18 protein-coding genes and 1 riboswitch are annotated in these 26,766 nt (G+C 44.6%); of the genes, 5 read left to right on the forward strand and 13 right to left on the reverse strand.

Annotated features, from left to right (window positions below; genetic code table 11):
• The first annotated feature begins 6 nt into the window (after window positions 1-6).
• Complete coding sequence (locus tag AC4PG5_RS02310) at window positions 7-1,650, forward strand: RagB/SusD family nutrient uptake outer membrane protein (RefSeq protein ID WP_492029850.1); 1,644 nt, start codon at window positions 7-9, stop codon at window positions 1,648-1,650.
• Between the two features lie 96 nt (window positions 1,651-1,746).
• Here the strand turns inward: AC4PG5_RS02310 and AC4PG5_RS02315 are convergent, their stop codons facing one another.
• The 6 genes from AC4PG5_RS02315 to AC4PG5_RS02340 all read right to left on the reverse strand — a co-directional run bounded on the left by AC4PG5_RS02315 (window position 1,747) and on the right by AC4PG5_RS02340 (window position 11,206).
• Window positions 1,747-2,181, reverse strand: coding sequence for a heavy-metal-associated domain-containing protein (locus AC4PG5_RS02315; protein WP_492029851.1), 435 nt, complete (start codon window positions 2,179-2,181; stop codon window positions 1,747-1,749).
• 34 nt (window positions 2,182-2,215) lie between these two features.
• Entirely contained in the window at window positions 2,216-3,814 is a 1,599-nt protein-coding gene (locus AC4PG5_RS02320; RefSeq protein ID WP_492029852.1) for an efflux RND transporter periplasmic adaptor subunit, read from the reverse strand.
• Window positions 3,815-3,826: 12 nt separating this feature from the next.
• A complete protein-coding gene (locus tag AC4PG5_RS02325) occupies window positions 3,827-5,296 on the reverse strand; it encodes a TolC family protein (RefSeq protein WP_492030667.1) in 1,470 nt (489 codons plus the stop codon).
• Window positions 5,289-9,041: an efflux RND transporter permease subunit gene (locus AC4PG5_RS02330; RefSeq protein WP_492029853.1), complete on the reverse strand. Its 3,753-nt coding sequence runs from the start codon at window positions 9,039-9,041 to the stop codon at window positions 5,289-5,291. Before AC4PG5_RS02330 ends, AC4PG5_RS02325 begins: the two co-directional genes overlap by 8 nt.
• Window positions 9,042-9,239: 198 nt before the next feature.
• On the reverse strand, window positions 9,240-9,626 hold the full coding sequence (locus AC4PG5_RS02335) for an HYC_CC_PP family protein (RefSeq protein WP_492029854.1): 387 nt from the start codon (window positions 9,624-9,626) through the stop codon (window positions 9,240-9,242).
• 860 nt (window positions 9,627-10,486) lie between these two features.
• Window positions 10,487-11,206 carry a precorrin-2 C(20)-methyltransferase gene (locus AC4PG5_RS02340; protein ID WP_492029855.1) on the reverse strand — a complete coding sequence of 240 codons (720 nt, stop codon included), beginning with the start codon at window positions 11,204-11,206 and terminating at the stop codon, window positions 10,487-10,489.
• A 103-nt stretch (window positions 11,207-11,309) separates the two neighbouring features.
• Between AC4PG5_RS02340 and AC4PG5_RS02345 the strand changes: the two genes are divergently transcribed.
• The 3 genes from AC4PG5_RS02345 to AC4PG5_RS02355 are packed head-to-tail and all read left to right on the forward strand — an operon-like array spanning window position 11,310 to window position 14,573.
• Complete coding sequence (locus AC4PG5_RS02345; RefSeq protein ID WP_492029856.1) at window positions 11,310-12,455, forward strand: ABC transporter substrate-binding protein; 1,146 nt, start codon at window positions 11,310-11,312, stop codon at window positions 12,453-12,455.
• Window positions 12,456-12,463: 8 nt separating this feature from the next.
• Window positions 12,464-13,495 (forward strand): iron chelate uptake ABC transporter family permease subunit, encoded by a 1,032-nt coding sequence (locus AC4PG5_RS02350; RefSeq protein WP_492029857.1) that lies wholly within the window; start codon window positions 12,464-12,466, stop codon window positions 13,493-13,495.
• A 4-nt stretch (window positions 13,496-13,499) separates the two neighbouring features.
• Window positions 13,500-14,573 carry an ABC transporter ATP-binding protein gene (locus tag AC4PG5_RS02355; protein WP_492029858.1) on the forward strand — a complete coding sequence of 358 codons (1,074 nt, stop codon included), beginning with the start codon at window positions 13,500-13,502 and terminating at the stop codon, window positions 14,571-14,573.
• Here the strand turns inward: AC4PG5_RS02355 and cbiD are convergent.
• From cbiD to AC4PG5_RS02390, 7 genes are read right to left on the reverse strand one after another with little or no spacing between them, the layout of a single operon-like run.
• On the reverse strand, window positions 14,497-16,383 hold the full coding sequence (gene cbiD, locus AC4PG5_RS02360; protein WP_492029859.1) for a cobalt-precorrin-5B (C(1))-methyltransferase CbiD: 1,887 nt from the start codon (window positions 16,381-16,383) through the stop codon (window positions 14,497-14,499). The genes AC4PG5_RS02355 and cbiD overlap by 77 nt on opposite strands.
• Window positions 16,380-18,182 carry a precorrin-4 C(11)-methyltransferase gene (gene cobM, locus AC4PG5_RS02365; RefSeq protein WP_492029860.1) on the reverse strand — a complete coding sequence of 601 codons (1,803 nt, stop codon included), beginning with the start codon at window positions 18,180-18,182 and terminating at the stop codon, window positions 16,380-16,382. Before cobM ends, cbiD begins: the two co-directional genes overlap by 4 nt.
• Complete coding sequence (cbiE, locus tag AC4PG5_RS02370; protein ID WP_492029861.1) at window positions 18,179-19,423, reverse strand: precorrin-6y C5,15-methyltransferase (decarboxylating) subunit CbiE; 1,245 nt, start codon at window positions 19,421-19,423, stop codon at window positions 18,179-18,181. The genes cobM and cbiE overlap by 4 nt, the downstream gene beginning before the upstream one ends.
• On the reverse strand, window positions 19,416-20,825 hold the full coding sequence (gene cobJ / locus AC4PG5_RS02375; RefSeq protein WP_492029862.1) for a precorrin-3B C(17)-methyltransferase: 1,410 nt from the start codon (window positions 20,823-20,825) through the stop codon (window positions 19,416-19,418). Before cobJ ends, cbiE begins: the two co-directional genes overlap by 8 nt.
• A 37-nt stretch (window positions 20,826-20,862) precedes the next feature.
• Entirely contained in the window at window positions 20,863-22,377 is a 1,515-nt protein-coding gene (locus AC4PG5_RS02380; protein WP_492029863.1) for a PepSY domain-containing protein, read from the reverse strand.
• Window positions 22,358-23,272, reverse strand: coding sequence for a sirohydrochlorin cobaltochelatase (locus AC4PG5_RS02385; protein ID WP_492029864.1), 915 nt, complete (start codon window positions 23,270-23,272; stop codon window positions 22,358-22,360). The genes AC4PG5_RS02380 and AC4PG5_RS02385 overlap by 20 nt, the downstream gene beginning before the upstream one ends.
• Window positions 23,273-23,274: 2 nt before the next feature.
• The gene (locus tag AC4PG5_RS02390) at window positions 23,275-25,344 is read right to left on the reverse strand and encodes a TonB-dependent receptor plug domain-containing protein (RefSeq protein ID WP_492029865.1); all 2,070 of its coding nucleotides are present in this window, start codon (window positions 25,342-25,344) and stop codon (window positions 23,275-23,277) included.
• A gap of 53 nt (window positions 25,345-25,397) precedes the next feature.
• Window positions 25,398-25,621, reverse strand: a riboswitch (cobalamin riboswitch).
• Window positions 25,622-25,998: 377 nt separating this feature from the next.
• Between AC4PG5_RS02390 and AC4PG5_RS02395 the strand changes: the two genes are divergently transcribed.
• Window positions 25,999-26,541 (forward strand): RNA polymerase sigma-70 factor, encoded by a 543-nt coding sequence (locus AC4PG5_RS02395; protein WP_492029866.1) that lies wholly within the window; start codon window positions 25,999-26,001, stop codon window positions 26,539-26,541.
• Window positions 26,542-26,766 lie beyond the last annotated feature (225 nt).

The following is a 26,766-nucleotide window of genomic DNA, read 5'->3' on the forward strand; positions in this document are numbered from 1 at the left end:
GGACAGATGAGACGTTATTTTTATGATGCGCTTTTGATATTGATCGTGACTCTTTCGAGCTGTAGTGGCTTCTTGGATGAGAACCCACAGGACAAACTGCCGGAGGATGAAGGTTACTTAACCCTATCCGACCTTTATCTGAATACGGTGGCTTCACTTTACAACCATGTGGGTGGGTTTAATGATAGTGAAGGCTTGCAGGGTACAGGACGTGGAGTATACGATTTGAATACGTTTACAACCGATGAGGCGATTATGCCTACACGCGGAGGCGATTGGTACGATGGAGGCTTTTGGCAAGGCCTATTTCTTCATCAGTGGGGAACGGATAATGATGCGATACAGGCCACTTGGGAGTACTTGTATAAGGTGGTGAGTCTATGTAACCAATCGCTCGAAAAGATCGCTCGGTTTGGACAAGCCCATCCGACGGTCGATCTTTCGGCCTATCGTGCGGAGGTACGGGGCATGAGAGCTCTATTTTACTACCATTTGATGGATCTTTTCGGGCGCGTCCCTTTGGTGATTTCGTCATCGACGACGACGGCTGAAATCGTGCAGAACGAAAGGAGTGAAGTTTATCGGTTTGTCGTCCGTGAACTTCAAGAGACGGCTCCATTACTTTCGGAAGTGCATAGCAACCGTCCCGGCGATTATTACGGTCGGCTGACTCGTCCGGTGGCTTATTTCTTATTGGCCAAACTCATGCTTAATGCCGAAGTCTATGCGGACGATCAGTGGACAGACGGTCAGCGGCCCGATGGGACAGCGATGAGGTTTACGGTCGACGGACATTCCCTGAATGCTTGGGAAGCCACGGTCTATTACTGTGATTTAATCACAGGCATGGGCTATCGATTGGAACCGAGTTATGAAGCTAATTTTGCCGTTTACAATGAAGGGTCTTCGGAGAATATATTTACGATACCGATGAACAAAGTGCTTTATACCAATCAGATGCAATATTTATTCCGCTCCCGTCATTATAATCATGCCGGAGCTTATGGTTTGGGCGGTGAGAATGGATCGAGTGCGACTAAGGAGGCGCTCGAGACGTTTGGTTATGATACGCCTTCGGTCGATCCCCGGTTCGATAAATGTTACTATGCCGGTGTGGTGTATGGACTAAACGGCTCGCCGGTGAAATTAGATGATGGTACGGTTTTGGAATATCTGCCTTGGAAGGTGGATGTGGATATTTCCGATGCTCCTTATCAGAAGACGGCAGGGGCGCGAATGAAGAAATACGAGATTGATCTGACGGCTACGAAAGACGGTAAGTTGATGGAAAATGATATTGTGTTGTTCCGTTATGCAGATGTCTTACTGATGAAAAGTGAAGCCAAGGTACGGAACGGAGAAAACGGGGATGTGGAATTGAATGCTGTTCGTGATCGGGTGGGAGCACCTGCTCGTCAGGCTACTCTCGAGAATTTACTAGCCGAACGTCAGTTGGAACTTGCTTGGGAAGGATGGCGCAGATCCGACTTGATTCGCTTTGGGAAATATACCCGAGCTTATAGCAGTCGCCCGCAACTCCCAAATGAAGAGAACGGTTATACCACTGTTTTTCCTATTCCTGAAAAGATCAAGGCGTTGTTGGGGAACTTGCAACAGAATGATGGCTATTTGGAAGGATACAGAAGATGACCGAGGATAGAGAATAGGATAGTCGTAAAAAGCTCACCTTTGATACAGATATCTGCTACAAAGGTGAGCTTTTTGTTTGGTCACGAAACTGTTGTCTTACTTTTGCTTACGGTATTTACAACACTCCGGCAACTTCTTGTAAGCCGCGTTGTCTGCTCTAAACTTTTCGTTATCATGTCCCGATAAAGCCACAGCTTTGGCAATATCATTCAAATTTGCTTTTTTAGGGTTGAAGGTGAGGTGTAGCATCTCTTTATCCTTATCCCAATTGGCGGTTTGAACTCCTTTCACACTTAATGCCGCTTTTTCAATGCGTTTCTTACACATTTCGCATGAACCATGTACTTTCAACATGGCATGAACTTCTTTTTGGTTCTTCTTCTGTTGCACATCGGTTACCGAGGTTGGACTGGAGGTCGGATGGTTACTTTGGGCCATGACCGGAGCATTGGTGAAAAGACTCGCTAATAGAACGATCATTAATGATCGAATGCTCATGCTTACAAAGGGTTGAATCTTCTTTTTCATCATTCATTTTAATTTAGTGATTAAACAGTTGGTTTTCTTATTCTCTATATTTACAGCAGTCGGGCAACTGATTATAAATTGCATCGCTTGCTTTGTATTTCTCATTATCGTGACCTGCTTTTGCAAGGGTTTGGGCTATCGTGTTGAGCTGAACTTTTTTATCATCAAAATTTAAGTGAAGCATTTGGGTCTTACTGTCCCATTGGGCCGAAAAGACTCCGGATAGACTTTTGGCGGCTTCTTCAATGCGTTGTTTACACATCTCGCAGTTGCCGTTGACCTTAAGCATAGCATGTGTCTTATGCACCGTTTCGGTCGATGGGCTTTGGTGCTGATGTCCTTCGTGTGATCTTTCTTTGCCATCGTCAGGAGTGTTCATCATCGATCTTTTTCCTTCAAGTTGTGCGCTGGCATCAATCGCATAAATTCCATTGGTGACAATCTCTTCTCCTTCTGATAAGCCACTTTCAACAACGTATGCTCCATTGAGTGAAGCCCCGAGTTGGATCTCGCGTAATTGGAACGTTGGAGTTGAGGTATCCGGTTGTCGCACATAGACAATGGAACGTTTGCCGGTCCATAAGAGTGCTGTTTGTGGAATGATCAGTTGGCTAGAGGCTTGTCTGGGTGAAGCTTCAACCGTAGCCATGGCGTTCATTTCCGGTTTTAATTCTTGCCTTGCATTAGGTAGGTCGATGCGTACACGAGCTGTGCGACTTTGAGGATCGATCATTGGGTCGATAAAACGAATGATGCCCGAATATTCACGTCCCGGCATAGCGGAAAGGGTAAACGTGAGTCTGTCGCCCTTCCGTAAAAAAGGAAGATCGGCTTCGAAAGCGTCGAACACGGCCCAGACACGATCCAGATTGGCTATCTCATAAAGCACACTTCCCTGCGAAACATAATCGCCACGGTTGACTCGTTTGCTAACCACGATGCCGGAGGTGTTCGCTTTGATTTCGATGGTTGGTGAAGGTACCGAGGATTGTTCTATAGACTGAATTTGTCGAGTCGTCATATTCCAAAGACGGAGTTTCTCACGGGCTGCCTCAACAAGCGTGGGCTGATTCATCCGTTTAGCCTCAATCAGTTCTTGCTGTGCGCTGTAAAGGTCGGGCGAATAGATCACAGCTAGAGTTTGTCCTTTGGATACCGGTTCGCCCGTAAATTCGACATTGAGCGTTTCTATACGTCCCGATACATAAGAGGTTTGTGATTGTAACGTACGCTCGTCGATGGCTATTTTCCCATATAGACGAATGGTCTTTGAGGGGATGCTCTTCGTTACTTTTGAGGTCTCGATGTTGGCTAGAGCCATCGCTTCCTTAGAAAGTTGCACGGCATTAGGATCGATCATCTCGGTTGAGGAAGAATGGCTGTTTTTCCTCAAAGGGATAAGATCCATGGCACAAATGGGACATTTCCCCGGCTTGTCCATTTTGATCTGAGGATGCATAGAGCAAGTCCAGATCTGTTTTTCCTTTTGAGGACTAGCGGCTTGAGTCGACTGGTCGGCTTGAACTGACGACGGAGACGGACTAAACAGAAAACGGCCGATGAGAAGACCTGCAATAACGAGGAGCGATCCGATGATATATTTATGGGTCAATAGGGTTAAGATCTTTTGTTTCATATCTTTTTCGGGTTAAAAAGTGGATGTTAATTTTTCAAGTTCGGCCACCAGTGTGTTATATTGCGCTGTGGCTTCACTCTTCTTTAGTTTGTAGTTCAGCAACTGTCGTTCAACTTGTATGACGTCGCTTAAAGGTTGTTTGCCCGCAGAGAACTCGCGAAGGATCAGTCTCCAACTCACTTGCGAGAGTTGGTATTGATCGCTATAGAGTGCGATGGCTCGTTCGGCATCTTCCAATTGCTTTTGAATGCGGATATATTCTGTTTCGAGCAGGTTCTGAGTCTGGCTTTTCTTGAACTCACTTGATAGAACGTAACTCTTATTTTCGCGTTCTTGAGCTCTATACTTCTTTCTAAAGATTGGGAGACTGACTTTAATCATTGGCATAATCATGTCTTTACCGTTCATATTCGGCATTCCGATAGGAGTGTCAGACGCTTTTCTTAAACTATATTGAACACCTATTCCGATCATTGGATAACTCATCTTGCGGTCCATTCTCGTCTTAGCCTCGTACGCTTGTCGCTCATTATCGATCATCCTGATCATTGGGTTCTTGATGAGAATACTGTCGATCGAGATGGCCTTTAACCGCAGAGGAAGATGGGGAACCAAACTATCCGGCAGATGAATTGGCATTGTTTGATCTCTATTGAGTAAGGCATTGAATGCGGCTTTGGCAATCTCTTGTTTAGATAAAATCTCCTTCAACTGATTCTCGACTTCCAGTCGTTCTATCTGAATGCGAAGGATATCGGATAGACGGCTTTCTGATGCGCCATTCATGGTCATCTGACTAGGCATGCTTTCGTCCATTTTCGAAGGAGTCGCGTTGCTTGCTCTGCTTGCCCCCATACTCATGGCACCTCCCATCGCCATGGCATTTCCCGCTCCTTGTTGAGCTCCATTGCTTGGTGAAGCGATGCGGGCAGAACTGGAGGTCGATCCGGCAGACGATGAACGGCTACTCGGTCCTGCAGAATAGCGAACGGTGGCCAATTGCTCTAACTGACGCAAGAGTTCGACGGTGGCTTGTGTGGTTCGGTATTGTTCTTTTAGATAGACTAACTGATACCATTGTTGCTTGACTTTAAACCAGAGGTTGTCTCGACTTTCACGAAACTTCTCATAAGCCATCTTGCTCATCTCAAGTGCTTCCGTACGGGCCGCTTTTTGGGTGCCAAACCATGGGAACATCTGCATGAGCTTTATATCGGCCACTTGTTTCCCTCCCACTGTTTCCATGGGCTTAAACAAGAAACCGACTTCAAGTTCCGGATCATCGAAAGCTGCCGCTTGCGGAATCTTTTCCATGGCGGCACGGTAGAGGGCAAAGCCGGATTGAACCTCTGAGTTCTGTTTGGCTCCTACTTCCATATAATGGGAGAGACTATCTGAAACGCTATTTTGTCCCAGACTAAAGGTGGAGTACCCCATTATCACTGAGAGTATCGTTATCCTTATGGTGGTATTTCTATACATGGCTTTCATGATCGACTGTTTCATTGGTTTGAGATTCTTTTTTATTCTTCTTTTCGGCTTGCTCGCGCCACCAACATTGCAATACGGGGACAACAAACATGGTCATCGACTGGATGAGCATTCCTCCAAAGGTTGGGATGGCCATTGGAACCATGATGTCGGCGCCTTTTCCCGTAGAACTGAGAACCGGTAAGAGAGCAATGAGGGTTGTGGCGGTCGTCATTGCGGCCGGACGTACGCGTTTCAAACCGGCTTCGACAACAGCTTCACGAATGGCGTGTTTGGTTTTGGGTTGTTGTTTTACAAAAACGTCATGGATATAAGTCCCCATCAGTACACCATCGTCGGTTGCAATACCGAAGAGAGCGATGAAGCCGACCCAAACGGCTACACTTAGATTGATGGGGTGCATCTGAAACAGGTCGCGGATGTTCTCTCCGGCAATGCTGAAATTCATAAACCAGGGCTGACCATATAACCATAGAAGGATAAATCCTCCGGCAAAAGCGACAAAGACACCCGAGAAGTGAATCAGCGATGCTGTGATCGTTTTAAATTGGAAATAGAGCAGGAGTAAAACGATAAGCAGAGTGATCGGAATCACGATGAGCAAACGATTGGTTGCCCGTTGTTGCTGTTCATAGTTCCCTGCAAACTGATATGAAACGCCTTTGGGTAAAGTCAGCTGTCCTGATCGGAGTTGATCTTTAATGATTTTGTCTGCTTCTTTCACCACATCCACTTCGGCTTTATCGGCCAATTTGTCGAAAATGACATAACCCAAAAGGAAGGTGTTTTCACTTTGAATCATTTGCGCTCCCTTTGAATAACCAATGTCGACCAGTTCGCTTAACGGCACTTGAGTACCGTTACTGATGGGCACAAGCAGCTGCTTTAATTCTTCGGGTTGATCACGTAACTCTCGAGCATAGCGAAGACGTATGGAAAAGCGTTCCCGTCCTTCCACAGTACGGGTCAGAGGCATTCCGCCTACTGCTGCGCTAAGCACTTCCTGAAGATCGGAAACGCTCACGCCATAACGCCCCATCTTTTCACGGTTTAACTTGATCTCAAGATAGGGTGCACCAACGGCACGATCGTAGAAGACCGACGATGGAATGATGGACGGTATCTCTTTAAGGGCTTTCTCCAAGGCTTTTCCCCCTTGCTCGATATCTTCTAGCGTTGGACCGTAGACCTTGATGCCCATTGGCGCTCGCATTCCTGTTGAAAGCATCACTAATCGGGCTTCGATCGGTTGGAGCTTTGGAGCAGACGTTAGTCCGGGGATGTGGGTGACGTTAACGATCTCTTGCCAAATATCATTGGTCGTTTTGATCTCCGGTCGCCATTGCCTGAAGTAGTTACCACGCTGATCTTCTATCAGACTATCTTTGGGAATCAATCGGAAACCCTGTTCGGGACTATAAGTCTTTCCGCTTTTTAGAATAAACTCGTCGTCCTTATTGACCTTAAATCGCATGCGATGCCCGTTGTCGTCAAGTATAAATTCAGAACGGTAATTAATGGTGTTCTCAAACATCTGTATCGGAGCCGGGTCGAGAGCAGAATTGACGCGTCCCCATTTTCCGACGGCCGTCTCAATCTCCGGTATAGCTTTCAGTCGTTTGTCTAAGGTCTTGACATACTCTAAATTCTGCTCGACCCCGGTATGTGGCATACTGGTCGGCATCAATAAGAAGGAGCCCTCATTAAGCGTCGGCATAAATTCCTGACCAACATTTCGCCAAATGAGAAAACCCGAGATGATCGTAATCACGGGGATCAGCATGAACTTCCAACGATTGGCCAAGCACCAACGTAAGATTTTCTCATAGAAGATCACCAAGGTCCAGAGTAGGATTAGAATCAGCCCTACCGCGATCGATACGAATAGAAAGTTCATCGGTAATCCTTCTTGCGGGCCAACGGGTAGCCATTCTGTGGCCAAATAGTAGATGGCAATAAATAGGGTGATTCCGATATTGATGTAGTTGTTCATCTGTGCCTTCTTATAGTAAGGCGCTAATAAATTGTTTAGTCCGATGGCGGTCAGCCCTAGAGCAGGGATGCTGGCATAGATTATCGATAAACTTAGTCCTAATAGGATGAGTAACACGTTAATCCCTTTTTTTATCGGATTGAAGTTGATGCGTATCGAGAAGATGAGGTGAGCCAAAGTAGGAAGCAAGATGATGCCGAGTATGAATGTGGCCGCAAGTGCATAAGTCTTGGTAAAGGCTAAAGGACTAAACATCTTTCCTTCTTGAGCTTGCAAAGCAAACACGGGAATGAAACTGACAATGGTGGTTAGCATGGCGGTGACAATGGCCCCCGAGACTTCACTGGTCGCATTATAAATGAGCAGGCGCAGAGCTTTTCCTTTTCTGATGGTTTTGTTCTCCGGCATTTCCATGTGCCGAATGATGTTCTCAACAAACACAACCCCTACATCGACCATCACTCCGATAGCAATGGCAATGCCCGATAGAGCGACAATATTCGCATCGACATGGGTATATCGCATGAGAATAAAGGTCGTCAATACCGCTATTGGAAGCATACCGGCAATGATCACAGACGCTCGCAGATTAAAGACTAAAACGATAATGACAATGATACAGATTAAGATCTCATGCGATAGGCTCGTCTCTAGTGTCCCTATCGTTTCTTTGATCAACGTGGTTCGGTCATAAAAGGGGACAATACTCACCTTAGAGGTTGTTCCATCGGATAAAGTCTTTTGCGGGAGACTCGCCTCTATATCCTTGATCTTTTGTTTAACGTTGTCGATGACGGCTAGTGGATTGGAACCGTATCGGGCAACCACAACTCCGCCTACCGCTTCAACTCCTTCTTTGTCGAGCCCACCTCGACGGGTGGCCGGTCCTACATTGACGTAGGCAATATCGCCGATTCTTATGGGGACGTTGTTGCGAACGGCAACCACTGAATGCTCTATATCTGCAATGTTCTTCACATAGCCCAATCCTCGTATGAGATATTCCACTTTGTTGATCTCTAGAGTCTCTGCACCAATATCCAGATTGCTTTTTTTTATCGCATTCATCACGTCCATGATTGAAAGGTTTGAACGATATAGAGCTTCCGGTTTTAGCTCGATCTGGTATTCTTTTACAAAGCCCCCAACGGAACCGATCTCGGAAACACCTTCTGCCGATGAAAGCGTATACTTTACGTAGAAGTCTTGTATGGTACGCAATTCTTCGGGACTCCATCCTCCGTTTGGGCGACCGGTCTTAGGGTCTCTGCCTTCTAGAGTGTACCAATAGATTTGTCCTAAAGCGGTAGCATCGGGACCTAGTGCCGGTTGTACACCATCGGGCAAGGTGCCTGAAGGAAGTGAGTTTAGCTTTTCCAGAATGCGCGAACGACTCCAGTAAAACTCAATATTGTCATTAAAAATGACATAAATGAAGGACATGCCAAACATGGATGTACTGCGGATGGTTTTGACTCCCGGAATTCCAAGTAAGGCTGTGGTTAGAGGATAGGTGATCTGATCTTGTACATCTTTCGGTGATCGGCCCATCCATTCGGTAGCTATAATCTGTTGATTGTCGCCCGTGTCCGGTATGGCGTCAACAGGCACCGGATCTCGTGGGATGAGAGTGGTGTTCCAACTGAATGGAGCGGTTGATATTCCCCAGAGAACGAGTAATGCAAACAATAAAAGGGTGATGACTCTGTTTTCTAAGAAATAGCGTATAATTCGGTTAATCATCTTTGGTGTGATTTTAATGATTGACTATTTTTATGAGAATATAATTAGTGAACAGCCTATATCGATTAATTGTTTACACCCTCGCTTTACTTTTTCCTATTGTAGGATAAAGTAACGCTTTGAATAAGATGCAACAAATTGCCCGACTGTAGATGGAGTCGGCGATATATGCCCAAAGAGACCGAGATGTGGCTTGGGCTAAATGAGAAAAGTGCAATGGTGAACATACAATGACGGAGCACGCCATTGTGGAGGGTCGACAATTACGAACGACTTCTGATCTGAAAGGTCTTGAAAATGAATAATTTCACTCCATAAGAAAGGGAGCAGATCGATCGATGCCGGATTGAACTGGAAATCAGTATCCGAGAAGTGTTGCTGATCAATTGCAAGTTTTGCTGTGATTTGTTGATTGCTGCAGCAATGGGAGTCTAGTCCGGAAGCACCGGAGTCACAGCATGGTTTAGGAGAAGAAACCCAGCTGACTTCAGCGAGATGGCCCATGCAATAATGCATGTTTACCGTTATTCCAATCGAAATAACCGTATACACTAAGGCCAAGAATATGAGTAATGGTTTCTTCATCTGTTATTAACTTTTATTGATCTAAAAGTAAATGCGACATACAAATAACTGATATTACTTTGCAATTGTCAATTTAGAACTCTTCTTTTTTGGTTTTTTTTCGAATAACCACTCACTTATAAACGTTCTTTAAGATTCTTGGGAGAATTCCGCTTGACTGAAGAAGAGAGTGTTTACGCCTTTAGGTTTCTATGTCGTGGGGGAAGGATGAAAGGATATTGGGAGGCGGATGGAGGAATCGTGGGAGATGGATGGAAGAGTTCTTGGAGGCTCGTGGAAAGAGCTGTTGGAACTTCGTGGGGAGGGTTGTGAGAGGTTCGTGGAAAGGGGCGTAGAAGCCTTGCGGAAAGGGTAATGGAAACCCGGTGGGAGTCCGGTGGAAGAGGAGGTGAGGAGTTTTGTGGTAAACCTCAAGGCGTTTTGTGGTAAACCTCAAGAGCAGATTTAGCCCATTGCTTTTTGCGACTTTCTCATTGTTTTTTGCGATTTCCTAAGTGGCATTAATGGCTGTTGAAGTTTGTTTAATCGTTTTGAACGTTCCATATGTTGAGCCCTCGTTCGAGGGCTGAAGAGCCTTCGAACGAAAACCCATGGGCCCTCGAACGAGGGCCGAAGAGCCCACATTCGAGGGCTCAACAAAAGGAGTGGTCATAAATGACTAATGACGCTTCGGCAACGACTCATTCTGCCGGCATAGCCATAAATTGTACGCTCTCGCATTTCATCTGTAACGTTTAAACCTAGTACGCTGCCGCCATTAACAAGACAAGAAGGGTTCTTGACTTTCATCTGAAACGTTTAACCCCCGCTATTGTAACATTTAAACTTCGCCATGACTCTTGCGACTGACGGGAATAGGCTCATGACCGATGGTTCGGCCTGATGATCATTAGAGAGAAATAGGGGTGTTTTCGGTCTTTGATCTCTTTTAAATCGGTGGTATGGTAATGTTGATCTGTTCCTACGTTTTCAAAATAGTAATAGTCGTATTCCGGATGATCTGTTAGAAGTCGGTTAACCTCGCCTTGGCATTGTGAGAGTTTCATAATGACGATTACGATGCCGCTTTGAAGGTATTGACTTAACTCTTGGTGGGTAATGATTCCCGGAACAACCATCAATCGTTCTTCTTGTTGCACGATATGCAGACCGGCTGAAGCCCCCGAAGCAATGAAAGCGGGTATACCGGCAATCTGGGTGACCGGTATTTGCTCTTCTGAGAGTTTATCGAGTATGCTATGGATCGAAGAGTAGAATCCAACATCTCCTTCTGCAACGATACTGACGCGTTTGCCTGCCTTGTGAAAGTCTACTGACCGGAGGTAGACTTCATGGTAAGCCTCAAAAGCGAGTTTGCGGTTCTTGCTCATCGGCAAATGGAAGGTGCGGATTTGTTCGTCAGACAGCTCCAGAGCTTTTAAGATGGCTTTCGAACGGGAAAGTTCGCTACCGTCCGACTTTCGTGTGGATGGGCAAAAGATGATCTCCGATTCTTGTAGTTGCTTATAAGCTTTGAGAGTTATTAACTCCGGATCTCCGGGGCCCAAAGAGATAAATTGTATAGGGAATGTATTTGACATCTTTTATTGTTTTATTCTCTGTTTTTACAGTTGGCAAAGATAGCTGTTTTGCTGGAATTTGCTATCTTTGCTCACTGTAATAATGGCTTAATTGATAGATCTCATGATAAAATATTCTCGTCTTGTTTTATTCGTCTCAATCCTTTTTTTGTTTGGATGTCAGCCCAAGAATAAACAAACGTCTAAGACTCATTCTACAACGGTAACGATGGATACAACCCGGGTTGATGTTCGGTATGCAACAGGGTTTAAGGTGCGTTACCAATCGGGTAATTGTTTGCTTGATATTCAGGACCCACAAAAGGAACATGCGACGACTTATCATTTTGCATTAGTGCAGCGTGGATTGAAGGCCGACTCTGTTCCGGAAGGATATACCGTGATTGAAGTTCCTTTGCGGCGTACCATCTGTATGACCTCACTCCAGCTTTCCAATTTTATAGAGCTAAAGGCTTTGGATGTTGTATCGGGAGTTACCAGTGCCCGACATCTCTTTAATAAAGAAATGAAGAAGCGCTTGAAAGAGGGGCAAACCGTCAAAATCGGTATAGAAGGTAATTTTGATCATGAGGTGATCATGAGCGTTAATCCGGATGTGATTTTCATCTCGCCGTTTAAACGTGGAGGCTATGATGCCATGCGTGAGATTGGGATTCCTTTGATTCCGCATCTGGGGTATAAGGAGATGACTCCGTTGGGTCAGGCTGAATGGATTAAGTTTATCGGATTGTTTACCGGAAAAGCTCAGGAAGCGAACGACCGGTTTACTCAAATCGAACGCCGCTATAATGAGCTAAAAGCGCTTGTTGCGGAGGTCAAGAAACGACCGGTTGTCTTTAGTGGAGAGATGAGAGGAGGAAATTGGTATACGGTGGGTGGAAAAAGCTTCTTGGCTCAGTTGTTCCGTGATGCCGGTGCCGATTATTTCTTGAAGGATGATCCACGTTCCGGTGGGTTTACGCTCGATTACGAAGTGGTTTATAGTCGTGCGGCCAACGCTGATTATTGGCGTATCGTGAACAGCTATGATGGCGATTTCTCTTATCAAGCCTTGAAAGACGAAGATCTTCGTTATGCCGATTTTAAAGCATTCAAGCAGAAAGGTGTTATTTATTGCAATATGCGTGAAAAGCCATTCTATGAAAGCATGCCAATGCATCCGGAACAGATCTTGGCCGATTTTATAAAAGTCTTTCATCCCGATTGTCTGCCGGACTACAGTCCAACGTTTTATGAACAATTAAAGTAAACCTGTCTATGAGAAGAACGGTGCTGTTTTTAGTCGTATTATCAGCTATTTTAGTCCTTTTTATTTTAAATCTGTTGCTTGGCTCGGTTGCGATTCCTTTCGATGCGATATGGGATATCCTTTTCGGAAAATCGGCCGTTTCACCGATCTGGGAAAATATCATTTGGAAATCTCGTCTGCCTCAATCCCTTACGGCACTGTTTGCCGGTGCGGCCTTGTCGATTAGTGGGCTTCAGATGCAAACGGTTTTTCGTAACCCCTTGGCCGGTCCGTCGGTATTGGGTATTAGTTCGGGAGCTAGCTTAGGTGTCGCTTTCGTCGTTTTATTATCCGGTAGTATCGGGCAGGTGGCACTCAGTCAGATTGGCTATATGGGCGAAGTGGCGATCTCGATTGCAGCAATCGTCGGGGCGCTTTCGGTGATGGCTCTTATTGTTTATGTGTCTCAGAAGGTAAAGGGAAATGTGACGCTATTGATTATTGGCGTGATGATTGGTTATGTCGCCAATGCCATTATTGGCGTTTTAAAATATTTCAGTGTAGAAGAAGATATCCGTTCGTATGTGATCTGGGGGCTTGGAAGTTTTTCTCGCGTCTCAGGCGATCAGGTGATGTTGTTCGTTTGTCTGATGTCGGTTTTGATCCCCTTATCGTTCTTGTTAATTAAAACGATGAACTTGATGTTGCTAGGGGATGGATATGCTCGCAACTTGGGACTGAATATTAAGCGGGCTCGTTTCTGGGTCATCTCCTGTTCCGGTGTGTTGGTGGCTGTGGTTACAGCCTATTGCGGGCCGATCATGTTTATCGGGTTGGCTGTACCTCATCTTTGTCGCGCTATTTTTCGTTCGTCCGATCATCGTATATTAATGCCGGCTTCATTGTTGATGGGAGCGGCCTTGGCTCTGTTCTGTAATCTGATAGCACGGATGCCGGGATTTGAAGGAGCATTGCCGGTCAACTCGGTCACCGCTTTAGTGGGGGCTCCGGTTGTGGCTTCGGTGCTTTTTAACAAACGGAAGAATGAAATGAATGAATGATACCATGAAGAAGAGAACGATTGAATTACAACAGCTGGTTATCGGTTATCAAGCAAAGCCTGATAATAAGATTGTGGCTCGATATATTGATGCCGAGATTAATGAAGGCGAACTGACTTGTCTACTTGGAGCCAATGGCGTCGGTAAATCGACGTTATTGCGAACGCTCTCTGCTTTTCAAGAGAAGCTGGGTGGAGAGATTATCATTAAGGGAAAACCCATCAGAGCCTATACCGATAAACAGTTGGCTAAGGTGATTAGTGTGGTCCTGACCGAGAAGTGTGACATCCGAAACATGAGTGTGACCGAGCTGATTGGGCTTGGACGCAGTCCGTATACAGGCTTCTGGGGCATGCTTGGAAAAACCGATCGCGAAGAGGTGGCTAAAGCCATTGCATTGGTGAAGATTGAACATCTGGCTCAACGAATGGTGCATACCTTAAGCGATGGTGAACGACAGAAGGTGATGATTGCAAAGGCCTTGGCGCAAGATACGCCGATTATCTATTTGGATGAGCCAACGGCTTTTCTCGATTTTCCAAGTAAGGTGGAGATGATGAAGTTGCTTCATCAGTTAAGCCGTGAGACGCAGAAAACAATTTTCTTATCGACACATGATTTAGAGCTGGCTTTACAGATTGCCGATAAGATTTGGTTAATGGATAAGAGAAATGGGATTTGCATCGGAACCCCTGAAGATCTTTCTCTCGACGGTAGTTTGAGTCGCTTTTTTGCTCATAAAGGCATCTTATTTGATCGGGAGACCGGACTTTTTCGAGTGGAAAACGATTATGTCGCTTCTGTGCAGATGGTTGGACATGGACAGAAATTTGCGATGGCTCGTAAAGCTTTGCAGCGAAATGGAATTTTAGGTGGACGGCAAATTGAGTCGGCTGTCGTGATTGAAACCGGAAACTTGAACGACGATGGTTCGTTTATTATTCAAGTCCCCGGTCAAAAGCCTTTGGCTGTTTATTCTATTGATGAACTGCTGGATCAGATTAAGTCTCTGGTTCAACATTCTCCTCATTTGGTGAGGAATGGCTCTGCGTGTAACAATGCCCGTCCTCGTGAATGAGAATTACCTCAAGTTTCCCGCAAGGGAGTAGAGGGGAGCAGACCTCATCACATCGTTTGATGAGTAGATCGCAAAAGAGGGACAACCGATCGGAAGGAATCAACTCCCAGAGTTCACGAGCCATATTGAGGCGGTCGATCTGGTCCAGAAGCTCCGGACTACTCTCTATTTCAGTGAGCAGGTGACGAACAAAGGCTTTATTCATCACGACTTTTTTACTATGGGTGTCTAAATATCCTTCGGCCAACTTAATGGCTTTGCCGATCATAATACCAAGGCTGACCTTTTCTATCGCTAGTTCGTTGGCTAGTTTCAGACTTTCACCGATAAAGTTTCCATAATGAATGAAGGCTTGTGCAGGTAGGTTAGGGTATAAACCTTTAACATATCGTTCGCTTTTAGCTCCGGAATTTAGGACCAGATGAGTGGTGCCAATCGCTTTGGCTACTTCCATCTCTTTCTTTATGGAATGGATAAAAGCTTCCGATGAGAAAGGACGAACGATGCCTGAGGTACCGATAATTGATAGTCCATCGATAATTCCTAAACGGGGATTGAAGGTGCGCTGAGCGATCTCCTTTCCCTTGGGTACTTCTATGCAAACTTCGATCCGATGTTCGTAGAGTGCATATTGCTCTATTAATGGCCAGAGATTTTCTTTAATCATTCGCTGTGGCGTCTGGTTGATTGCAGAGCTTCCGATAGGCAAACCGAGGCCGGGTAGGGTAACGGTTCCCACACCTTCGCCCCCTTTAATGGTGATGATCTCCTCCCGTTTAGCGATTTGTCCTTCTGCCTTGATCGGATGAAGACTGACAGTCGACTGTATGGCTAGTCCATTGGTTATATCCGGATCATCTCCTGCTTCTTTTATCACTGTGCACGTCATTCCTCCATTTTCGGTGCGTGTTATGGCTTGAATAGGCATTCCCATCTCTTCTCCATTGGGTAGAGTAAAGGTAACGGTTGTGGAGCGTTCTTCCGAGAGTAAAGCTTGAAGAGCGCCTTTGGTGGCTGCCGTGGCACAAGCTCCGGTTGTATATCCGATGTGTAAAGGAAAGAAAGTCGGAAGGCGTTGTTCGATGGCTTTTCGAAGTCCGTATTCTCCGTAGACGGTATAAAAGTGCTGCGGGAGTAGGGGACGTTTGATCACAAAAATGAGAAGGTTCTTCTCTTGCGCAGCCTCTATCTTTTCGGAGAAACCTCCGCTAAGGCCACTCTCTTTGGTTAGGATGGCCTGAGGTTGAAGTTCGTCTAAGAGCTTCTGTTCATCATGCGGATGGGTATAGAAACAAAGACGATTTTGAGGAAAACCTTCCTGTTGAGCCAAATCTAAAGATCCTTGGCGTTGAAGGATTCTAAAATGACACTCAGGGTGTTTGCTCCAATAGGGCTTTAGCTTTCCAATGGTTTGTACGCCTGTGAGTGCCAATAGGCGATCGACCTTTTTCTGTTCGAGTTGTTTAATGGCCTCTTCGTAGCTGTCGCACCAGATCAGACGTTCATCTCTTGGTGGGTAGATTCGTTCTAAACGGACGACCGGTATAGATAGAGCTTGGGCGGTTTCACTGACCACTTGGTGTAGGTGGACGGCAAACGGATGCGCCGCATCTATGAGCAGGCGAATGTTGTGCTGTTCGCAGAAGGTTTTCATCTGTGTGGCATCCATCCCCCCACGGATGGGGATGCCGCTCGACGAAACAACGTGTTGATCCGTACCTTTGGTTGAGTAATAAAACGGTTGGTTGGACTGGTCGACGACCTGAACTGCCAATCGTCCTTCTGTTGTGCCACCAAGAATCAAGATCATGAGCGGAAGAGGTGTTTAAAGTCTTTGTCGTACAACTTCGATACTCCTTCACGATTGTCGATGGCTTCTCCAACTACAATCATGGTGGTCAACGTTAGCTGATTCTCTTTGACGATCTGGGCTAGATTCTTCAGGACTCCACGATAAATCCGTTGATCCTTCCATGTGAGATGATAGCATGCGGCTACCGGGGTTTCGGGAGGATAGGCTTTGAGTAGGTCGTCTTGGACCTGATCGACAATACTTGCACTGAGGAAGATGCACATCGTGCTTTGTGAACGGGCTAGTAGATGTAGCTTCTCTTTTTCCGGCATTGGTGTACGTCCTTCTCCTCGAGTCAAAATGATGGTTTGCACACGTTCGGGGATGGTGAACTGCGAACGGAGTGCGGCGGCTGCAGCTTGAAACGATGAGATTCCCGGCGTGATGTGATAACTCATCTGGTAATGATCGAAAAAGTTCATCTGCTCTTCGATAGCCCCATAGATGCATGGGTCGCCTGTATGTAAACGGACCACAAATCCTCCACGGTCATAGAATCTTTTCATAAGCTCGAACTGTTCTTCCAGATTCATTGAAGCTGAACTTCTGACTGTGGCTCCTTTCTTGGCGCATAGGGTCAGTTCACGAGGGACTAGGCTTCCGGCATAAAGAATTAAATCGGCTTTTTCAAGGAACTGCCGACCTCTTACCGATATTAGATCCGGATCTCCGGGGCCGGCTCCGACGATCTCGATATGGCCTTGTCTTATGGCTGCTTTATCGAGAGAAGCGGCAATGGTATAGTTTTCGCCTTTGGTCTTTTTAAGGATGAGTTCGTGACTCCCCGATGAGAGTAGGGAAGCTGCTTCACTGACACTTGGAGTGCCCATGTGTTTCTGTACGATTTCACTAGGAGTCGGAACTTCTATTTGACTGAGTGCTTCCGCCTCATATAGCTTTAGTTCATGACTCTGTTGTAACACCTTGATAACCGGTTCATCTTTTTTTGCCACAATGGTACTGATGGTCTTGATGGCTTCCGGATATAGCCCATGAGTCTTTAAATCAGTGAAAGCATGAGCGATGACCTCTTCAACAGGGCCTGCTTGGTGGGCCAATCCCATGCCGATATGTAGAACCTTGGGGATAAATTGCAAGGTAGGGAGCTGTGGCGTTTCTAATCGATAGGGTGACACCGCCAGTAGCAGCTCGTATTTGTTGTAATCAAGATCTTCAGAACGATAGAAAATGGTCACGTGTTCAGGGCAGGTTTGTTCAAGTCGCTCTGTCCCTTCGTCACGAATGTCCAATAATAGTGCCGTTGGCTTTTTGTTCACAAATAAAGCGATGATCTGATTAAGGGTATATTCTGATTTTGGCAAGTGAACTGTCCACTGATAAGCCTCTGCCAGAAGATCGAGTGCCCATAAGTTGGTACAGTCGCTTTGAGTGGTGACGACCGGTTCTGCGCCAAGGGCTTGAGCGGCTTTTTTCGTCCATTCGTTTGCTTTGCCGATATGGCCCGATAAAACAGAAATCACATGCTTCCCGGTGCTATCGATGCAGATAACTCCCGGATCGGTATGTTTGTCCTCTATGAAGGGAGCGATACTGCGTACACAGATTCCCATGGCTCCTATAAAGAAGAATATATCGGTGTGGTGGAAAGTCTGACTCAGAAAATGATTCAGGTTTTCAATCCGGTGACAACCTTCTAGGTTTTTGGTAGAATAGAGTTCGATCTCTTTAAATTCCTTTTGCAATTGTTGTGCAACGGGAAGTCCTTGTTCTGATATGACGATAATTGATTGACTCATAATGTTTGTAATGGGGTATTTATTGTAGCTTGTAGAATCTCAATGGGGTTGAATTCATTGATGCGGATTTGGGTACTCGGACCGGTTTGTAACTGACAATGCTCAACGGCTTCTAAGAATTGAGCTTTGCTCTCGGCCGAAACGGCATTGAAGACAATTACTCCGCCTGGTCTTAAGACTTCACAAATGCGTAGAATGATGGCTTTTAAAGCCCCACCATGGCCACCAATAAAGACGGCATCCGGTTGCGGGTAACCCGAAAGATCAACTTCTAAAAAGTTGCCGATAACAGTTTCTATTCCCGGGGTTCCGAAACGGCGGCTGTTGGCTTTCATTAGGGCTTCACCTTCGGGACGAATCTCGAATGACGTGACGCAAAGATGCGGAAATTGAAGTTTAGCTTCGATCGAAACGGAGCCGGTGCAAAATCCCACATCCCAAAACGACTGACGTTGGTATAAGCTTAAAGTACTTAAAGTGACGAGCCGTATGGGGGCTTTGGTTATCATTTTACTTCGGCCGTCTAGTAGATCGAATTGTTCATCGGGTATCCCGAAGAGTCGTCTTGATGGCTCTTCCGGTCTTTTTCGGACCAATAGGATGTTGTTGGGATGAGTGAACGTTAGAGACTGGGGGTCTTCTAAATCTATTGATCGGATACATTCTTTCGTCGGATGCCCCAAATGTTCTCCCACCGTCATGCTATATTCAGTATATCCATATTCTATCATGCGCTGAGCGATGGCTTGAGGTGTTTTCGACCGATCGGTCAGTAAGCCGATCTTGGGAGCTTGTTCTATTAAAGCCCGATCGAATTCATGCCATGGGCGTCCGGTTAAAGAAACCACACGCATGTCGTCGTACCCTATTTGTAGTCGATGGGCCAAAACTTGTAATGAGTTGAAGAAGGGGAAGATTTGTAATTCAGCTTTAGGCAAACGTTTTTTAATCGTATTGGCGAAGCCGAAAAAGAGAGGGTCGCCCGAAGCAAATACAACAATCTCTTTTTGACCTTCATAAGCTTTAAAGACGTTCTCTAAAGGAACGACAATATCTATCCAAATAGCATCTTGAGGAAGAAGGTGAGCAATCAACTCATGGTGTCTGATACCTCCTGAAAAGACGCGAGCGGAATGAATCTGTTGCAACGCCTCTTTAGATAACGACTGATTGACGTCGTCATTTAATCCAATCAAGATAAAACGGGTGGGTTGTTCCTTTTTCGTTTGACAATCAGACATCTCTTCCAGGTTTTAGTTGATCCGCATCGTTATAACAGAGAATGGCGTTGACCAAGGTTGCAGCGAGGTTACTTCCCCCTTTTCGTCCTTCGATGATCAACTTTGGAATGGACAGGAAAGGTTTGGCCATATGCTTCGATTCCTCGACATGAACAAAGCCAACAGGTGCGGCAATAATCCCTCCCGGCGTGGCTTTTTTCTTGCGAGTTAAGGTACACAATTCGATAAGAGCTGTCGGAGCGTTTCCAAAAACGAATAAGGCCTTCGGATGTTCTTCTACCGCTAGACGGATGCCGGCTTGTGTACGGGTTATTTTTTTTGTTGAGGCTAATTCGGGCACTCGATCATCGTGTAGATAACATTTAACCGTAAGCCCGAGTCGTTCCAAGGCCCCTTTACGTATGCCTGAAGCGGCCATGGTGACATCGGTAATGATGGTGTCAATCTCTCCGGCTACAATTTTCTTGTAGAGATTGGCTACCGCATTCTCGTCGACGTGTAGCAGTTGTTCCATCTCGAAATCGGCTGTGGTGTGTATCGCATGTAAGAGCGCCCACTTCCGATCGAGTGGGATTGCTCGATCTTTAAGTTGTGATTCGATCGTACGGAAACTCTCTATCATGATACTTTGACCAATAGGATGATGTTCAGATTGGGACGTTTTGTAATAGCCTCTGGGGGTAATGAATGTTTCATTCCATTGATACGACTGCGAATTTCCAATGAGTACGACCGTGAACATATCAATCTCCTCCGGATCAAAGTCTTCAAGGGTGGTGAGTACGCGTTGTTCTTCTTCTCTTCCGGCTTGTCGGACATAACCGACGGGGGTTTGAGGCGAACGTCCTTCGTTGAGAAAGATCTCCTTAAGGCGATAGAGCTGCCAATATCGTCCTTCACTCTTGGGATTATAGATTGCTGTCACAAAGTCAGCTTGCGCCGCTGCAAAGATACGTTTTTCAATGATGGCCCATGGAGTCATCAAATCGGAGAGTGAGATGACACAGAAGTCGTGTCCAATAGGGGCCCCGAGTAGAGAAGCCGCCTTTTGAAAAGCACTGATTCCCGGTAGGTTGATTAGATCCAACTCAACTCCTTTTTCGCGTTTCATTTCATGAATCAGGGGTGCCATGCCGTAGATTCCGGCGTCTCCCGAACTGATAACACAAACCGTATGCCCTTTCATGGCATATTCGAAGGCCTGTTCAGCACGCTCTCTTTCGCGCTTCATGCCGGTGTCAATGCAGATCGTCTCCTCATTAATAATCGTACTTATAAACTTAAAATAATAGTTGTAGCCTATGACCACATCGGCTTCCTTTAAGGCTGCTAATACTGAAGGCGTAATGTCCGATTGACTTCCCGGACCGATGCCGGCTATGATGATTTTAGGTGCTTTCATTCTATTTCGTTTGATGGATTCTTTACAAATATAAGGATTAATTCAATGAGTCGCTTGATATACCCCGTCGTTTTTGTCGACGATTATACTTCTTGGTTTTCCGTCTAAGATATCTGATGCCCAGTACAACACCACTCAGTGAGACCATTGTACCGCCAATTAGTAAGACCCATAGGATGCCTTTGCGAAGCTGAGGAGAAGAATTCAATCCTTGGATGCGGAGGCGATGAAGGGCGGTGTATGTCCAATATTTAATGCGACCGTTTTGGTTGATGTATTTCACTTCTCCGGTCTTGGGATGAATATAATAACAACTCTGGTCATGGTCGTCCACTTCTATTTTCCATACGGGTAATAGTGCTTTGTTTTTATACATCCGACTCATATCTCGATAATATGTCTCGAACTGATGGAGTTGGGTTACCGTAAACTTAGCTTGAGGAGAATGAATGGGCTGTATCGCTCTGAGAACTTCATTACGGGTGAGTTCTAAAGGATGAAATTCATCGCCGAACCACCTAAATTGTTGCCGTCCTTTGTGCATTGAAATCTCATAAAAATCAACGGTGCCGAGTCGCTTCCACTTCAACTCTTTGATGCCTTTGATTTGTTTAACGAGCACTCTATAATCCCCCATTTTCTCAGGGTTGAGAGGCTGTTCATTCAGATAATCCATCGGGCTTTTCTTGAGCTCCGTCCGGCTGATCCATTGAGGAACTTCTGCTAATGACATCATTCCGCTAAAGCAAAAAGTGAGTACGGTTACTCCAAAGATAATCCCTGTGGCATAATGCCAATGATGCCATTTTTTCTTGTAAGGAGAAAATGATCCTTGTCTTTTTCGAGTATTGCGCCAGACCTCGAATCCCATCCATAATCCGGCTAAGAGCATAAAACACCCTAATGCGGATAATCCAATAACCACTTGACTCCAGAGTGTCGCATCTTGTCGAAGCCACGTAAAGTAAACCCAATGTGGAATAGCTCCTAGCCAAGCCCAGATTCTGGCTTCTTTGGTTGTGAACTGCAAAGGTTCACCGCTTTGCGAACCGATATAAAGTTGATGTTGTTCGGGATCGTTAAAGTGAAACTTATAAATAGGAAATTCTTTTTTAAAAGCTCCAAACGGGATCCATTGATCAAGTTTATACAAGGTGTCGATACGTTCAATAGGTGATGCGCACCATCGTTTGGCCATAGCCAGAACATCGTTTGCATCAATCATGGGTAGGGAGTCGCCGTTCATTGCCGGTATGGTGTATTGGTTGTTGGTCGTCTCAATATAAAAGATGGCTTTTTCAAGCGGGCAACTTAAGGTGATTTGGGTGATTTGCTCTCCGGCAGGTACGCGCCGGAGAATGGAGTCAATAGGCGAAAGTGAATCGGCCATTAAGGTCTCGAATTTCTGTATCTTCTTCTCTGTGGTTAGCTTAGGAAATGAATGATACATCATCACAAAAGCTGACAGAAACCAGACTAAAAAAAGAGCGCTGAGTAGAGTGCCCAATAGCCGATGAGTCGTATAGATAAAATTAGTCAGTTTCTTTCGCATAACGTGCTTTTTTATCAATAATATCAATCATTCGGTTTTTGAGGATAAAATTGATGTGTGAAACAAAGAGCTGTTGGATCTCCGCTATTTCTCCCATTCCTTCTAGAATGACTTTGACTTGATAACCGTCTTTTTCTAAGGCTTCTTTCCATTCGACGGCGATATCATTGGCGGCATGATCGCCGGCAACAAACATAAAAGGAATTAAGGTGATTCGTTTCTCTTTGTTCCGGTGCAGCATCTTCAACAGGTCATCAAAGGTTGGGTATCCTTCAATGGTGCCCACGTGAATACGTGCATACCCTTTTGCCTTAAACATATAGTCGACCATGGCATAAGTTGCCGTCGCCGGAGTATAAGTGCCATGACCTACAAGAACCAATTGACCTTTCTCCTGATGTCGTTTAGCAATACTCTCTACGACCTCTTCTACATCCTGAGCAGAGTAAAGTAGGGGATTTCCGATACGAATTTCTTTAAAGAAGTCCGAGACTTTAGCGACATCTCGTCTCAGGGATTCCATTTCTATTCCTTCAATGATGTTTGTACTTTGTACGATGATATGAGTATATCCTTCACCACGTAGTTTCAGCAAGGCTTCAATCGGTGCATCTTTTGAGATACCACGCGCTTTGAGGCGACGCATTACGATACGCGAGGTGTAGGCTTCTCTGACTTCTAAGTTCGGGTAAGTCATTTTGACCTGACTATTGATGGCATCGATGGTCTTTCCTCTAGTCTCATCAAAGGTGGTTCCAAAGTGTACCATCAGTATGGCGGCTTTATCACCTTTTGATAAAGTGGACAAGAAATCTGAGGCCTCAAAATTTGTTTTCTCCGAACCGATGAGGTTCAGAGAAAACGATAAAAGTAAGAAGGATAGGAGGACTCTCATAATTACTTATTTAATTTTAGTGTTAGGCTAACATAGGCTGTACGTCCCGGTGATAAGAGAGCATAATTGACCCCATAAGGGCGCTCGTCTATCTTATTTAGAAGATTATTTATTCCGGCACCCAACTCCATATCCAAATGTTTTAATCCCGTAAACGTATGCTTGGTGTTTAAATTCCAGATGCCATATCCGGGGGCATCACCATAGCTGTGACCGGGATGAAAACGTTTGCTTTGAAAGCGACCGTTAAGGTTCAGATTAAGCTGGTAATTGTTCCAGTTATGAGTATAATTTCCAGCCACTGTACCGGTGTGGCGGATCGAACGTGGTACATTATCCCAGACCTCATCTATTTTGTTTCGTGCATAGGCATATGCGTAATTCCCGGAGAGAGAGAATCCTTTGAAAAGTTTGGCTAGGGCATTGATCTCAAATCCTTTAATTAAACCTTTGTCGGCATTTGTGTATGATTTGAGTTGGTCTAAGACTTGAATTTCTGATTCTGAAATCCCAGCTGCTCTAGCTTGGTTAAGTATTGCATTTACTTGCTCTTGCGGGAGAACTGAAAATGGAGTGGTTACACTTGAAATCATATTAGAAATTTGGTTGATGTAACCTGTGGCCGATAAGCTAAGCCAATTGGCGTTATATTCTACATTCAAAGAAACGTATTGACTATGTTCCGGTTTTAAACGAGTGTTGCCTAATGTGATGGTTTTCGTGCGATTGAGTAAATAGTAAAGTTCATCCAATCCTGGTGCACGATAACCGGCTGAATAGGTGCCTCGAACGTTGATCGGTCCATTGGAATACATTAAAGCTAATTTGGGGCTTAGTCGGCCTTTAGCCGTTTCATGATAATCGTATCTTGCTCCGGCTATGGTTTTGAAGTGATCGGCTAGTTTCATTTCGTGTTGTACGTATCCGGCTAAGGTATAAACGGCCTTATCAACTCCGGCAGATGGACGATCTAAACTTTCTGAGCGATAATCGAGACCAAATACCGTTTGACTATTGTCGAAAAAGCTGAATATCCCTTTGGCTTCTGCTTCATAGAAACGTTGAGTCTTCACTTTGTTATAGTCTCCAACTTCATAATTCTTCGCTTTAGGTATACGAATATATTTATAGTTTTGCAGGTAGTTATCGTTAACCAAATCGAGTGTAATAGACGATTTTTTGCTCAATAGATAACGTCCTCCAACCCCTACATTGTACGATTCATAGTGTAAGTCGTAGTCGGAACTGCCGTAAACGGTCGACTCGGCGACCGGACGATCCGTTAATTTCCAATAATATCCTCCATTGGCATATAGCGAGAGCTTATCGGTTGGGCGGTAAGTGAACTTTTGGTTGATCAAGTTCGAATGGAAACCGGTGGACATGAGTCCTACCGTAGGAATTAACGAAATATTGCCTTTTCGGTCGGCGGAATAGGCTTCATCATTCGTACGCCAACTGTCACTTTGGTCGTGCTTGTAAGTGGTGTATGAACCGAACTTCTCGTTAGCAATATTGGCGTTAACCGATTGTGTGAATTGTCCGTAGCCTTCGTATCGAGTGGAAGAGCTAACTTGCATTACATTTTTAGGTTCATCGGTGATGATATTAATCACTCCGGCAATGGCATCCGATCCGTAAAGTGATGAACCAGCTCCATTGAGTATCTCAATACGTTTCACTCGACTTAAATCGATACGTGACAAGTCGATATTGTTAGCGACATCGCCAATCAGCTTTCGTCCGTTAATTAGAATGAGCACGTATTTATTCGACAATCCGTTCATCATTAAATAAGAACCCATACTGTTGGTTGAAAATGAAAGTGAAGGTACAAGCATGGTCATTGCTTGTTGAAAGTCTGTGATTCCGGCTTTTTTAATGTCGGCTGCAGTCACAACTGAAACGGGAGCCGGTGTGCTTTTTAAGCGTTGATGAGTACCTGTACCGGTAACTACAATAGGGTTTAAATCGACCGTTAACTCTTGGTTGGTTGTTGTCGGGTGCTGTGCCATTACTCCCAAAGCAGCATAACCTCCTAATAAGGCTGCTACTAAGCATCTTTTTCTCATGGATGTTTTTTGATAAATGTTAATAAATACCCTCCTGACCCCGGGATGGCTTGATTATTTGCTTTGTGTAGGCAGGTTTCCTGACTTATTCTGTTGAAAGAGATAACCTTCCCGTTAATGACTAAAATTAACAGTGGTAAGCAGAACTTCTTTCAACTGCTCCATCTTTTGAAGAAATAGAAATTACAGTAGCGGGCACTGTTTCGGTCTCTCACCGAATTCCCTTTTATCTGTTATATGGAAAATATAACAGATCACCTAAACGCCGCCAAAGATAGTAAATCTGTTGAATAGTAAAAATCTGTTTGATAAAAAAGGAACAATAATTGTCTAATTCATAGATATACTGATTTAAAAAAGTATGTTCTGTGGTATACTTATGAATTGCAGATTGTGCTAGCCTCTATTAATGGGAAGTCTGATCAAATTTCAATGGAATTTTTGCCAATATACTGGGCCTTTTCTGCTAAAAGGAGTAACGTCTATGTAACTTCTTTTTGCTTTTATAATGATTTACAAATTAGTTGGTTAACACTGTTTTTATGTTTTTGGGAAAAAATGTAAATAACACCTTATTACGGGATTTTCTTGTTTTTTCTTTCAAAAGCGTTTATTTTTGGCCTTTAATTAAGAAATAGTAACCTGAAATCCCTGATGATGAGTCTGGAAGAATCACGCAAAAAAAGGAAGTTTGAGCAGTTTTTTATTCAGACTTATCCGAAGGTCAAAGCTTTCGCATGTAAGATTTTACATTCGGAGGAGGATGCGGAAGATATTGCGCAAGATATATTCGTCAAATTATGGGATAATACTCAACTTTGGGAGAGTAAAGAAACATGGGATAGCTACATTTACGTAATGACTCGTAATCATATTTACAACTTTCTTAAGCATAAATCTATCGAACTTAACTATCAGGAAAGATGCACAAAAGAGGATTGCTTCTCTTCTGAGTTTGATATTCACGACCAGCTTCATGCTAAAGAACTTCAACTTCTAATAAAGTTGACATTAGATAATATGCCCGAACAACGAAAAAAGGTTTTTACTATGAGCCGGAAAGACGGCATGAGTAACCAAGAAATCGCTGATCAATTACAACTTTCTATTCGTACAGTCGAACGACATCTCTATTTGGCTCTGCAAGATCTGAAAAAAAACATTTTAATTGTATTTCTTATAACTTTGATTGCGTAGTGAGCTAACCTTCATTGTTTATATAGTATAGGGCTATCAATAGTTCCTTTTTATCTCTTTTATATAATTATGAAAAACATTGATTTTGGTTATGTGGCTGTACAGCCTTCTATTTTCTTTTCAAAGACTATCAACTGTCAATCGGTTGATTACGTATATTCTAGTTTTACTCGATTAATGCCACTTCCAAGGATATCATCATAATCTTTGATTTGCTTTATGCGC

Source organism: Bacteroides sp. QWL-09 (genome assembly GCF_058683585.1).

Coding starts and splice junctions, on each gene's coding strand:
- AC4PG5_RS02385 (WP_492029864.1), bottom strand. CDS start 23,272: ATGAGAGTCCTCCTATCCTTCTTACTTTTATCGTTTTCTCTGAACCTC.
- AC4PG5_RS02330 (WP_492029853.1), bottom strand. CDS start 9,041: ATGATTAACCGAATTATACGCTATTTCTTAGAAAACAGAGTCATCACC.
- AC4PG5_RS02395 (WP_492029866.1), top strand. CDS start 25,999: ATGATGAGTCTGGAAGAATCACGCAAAAAAAGGAAGTTTGAGCAGTTT.
- AC4PG5_RS02335 (WP_492029854.1), bottom strand. CDS start 9,626: ATGAAGAAACCATTACTCATATTCTTGGCCTTAGTGTATACGGTTATT.
- AC4PG5_RS02380 (WP_492029863.1), bottom strand. CDS start 22,377: ATGCGAAAGAAACTGACTAATTTTATCTATACGACTCATCGGCTATTG.
- AC4PG5_RS02350 (WP_492029857.1), top strand. CDS start 12,464: ATGAGAAGAACGGTGCTGTTTTTAGTCGTATTATCAGCTATTTTAGTC.
- cbiD (WP_492029859.1), bottom strand. CDS start 16,383: ATGATCTTGATTCTTGGTGGCACAACAGAAGGACGATTGGCAGTTCAG.
- cbiE (WP_492029861.1), bottom strand. CDS start 19,423: ATGTCTGATTGTCAAACGAAAAAGGAACAACCCACCCGTTTTATCTTG.
- AC4PG5_RS02315 (WP_492029851.1), bottom strand. CDS start 2,181: ATGATGAAAAAGAAGATTCAACCCTTTGTAAGCATGAGCATTCGATCA.
- cobM (WP_492029860.1), bottom strand. CDS start 18,182: ATGAGTCAATCAATTATCGTCATATCAGAACAAGGACTTCCCGTTGCA.
- AC4PG5_RS02325 (WP_492030667.1), bottom strand. CDS start 5,296: ATGTATAGAAATACCACCATAAGGATAACGATACTCTCAGTGATAATG.
- AC4PG5_RS02320 (WP_492029852.1), bottom strand. CDS start 3,814: ATGAAACAAAAGATCTTAACCCTATTGACCCATAAATATATCATCGGA.
- AC4PG5_RS02345 (WP_492029856.1), top strand. CDS start 11,310: ATGATAAAATATTCTCGTCTTGTTTTATTCGTCTCAATCCTTTTTTTG.
- cobJ (WP_492029862.1), bottom strand. CDS start 20,825: ATGAAAGCACCTAAAATCATCATAGCCGGCATCGGTCCGGGAAGTCAA.
- AC4PG5_RS02340 (WP_492029855.1), bottom strand. CDS start 11,206: ATGTCAAATACATTCCCTATACAATTTATCTCTTTGGGCCCCGGAGAT.
- AC4PG5_RS02355 (WP_492029858.1), top strand. CDS start 13,500: ATGAAGAAGAGAACGATTGAATTACAACAGCTGGTTATCGGTTATCAA.
- AC4PG5_RS02310 (WP_492029850.1), top strand. CDS start 7: ATGAGACGTTATTTTTATGATGCGCTTTTGATATTGATCGTGACTCTT.
- AC4PG5_RS02390 (WP_492029865.1), bottom strand. CDS start 25,344: ATGAGAAAAAGATGCTTAGTAGCAGCCTTATTAGGAGGTTATGCTGCT.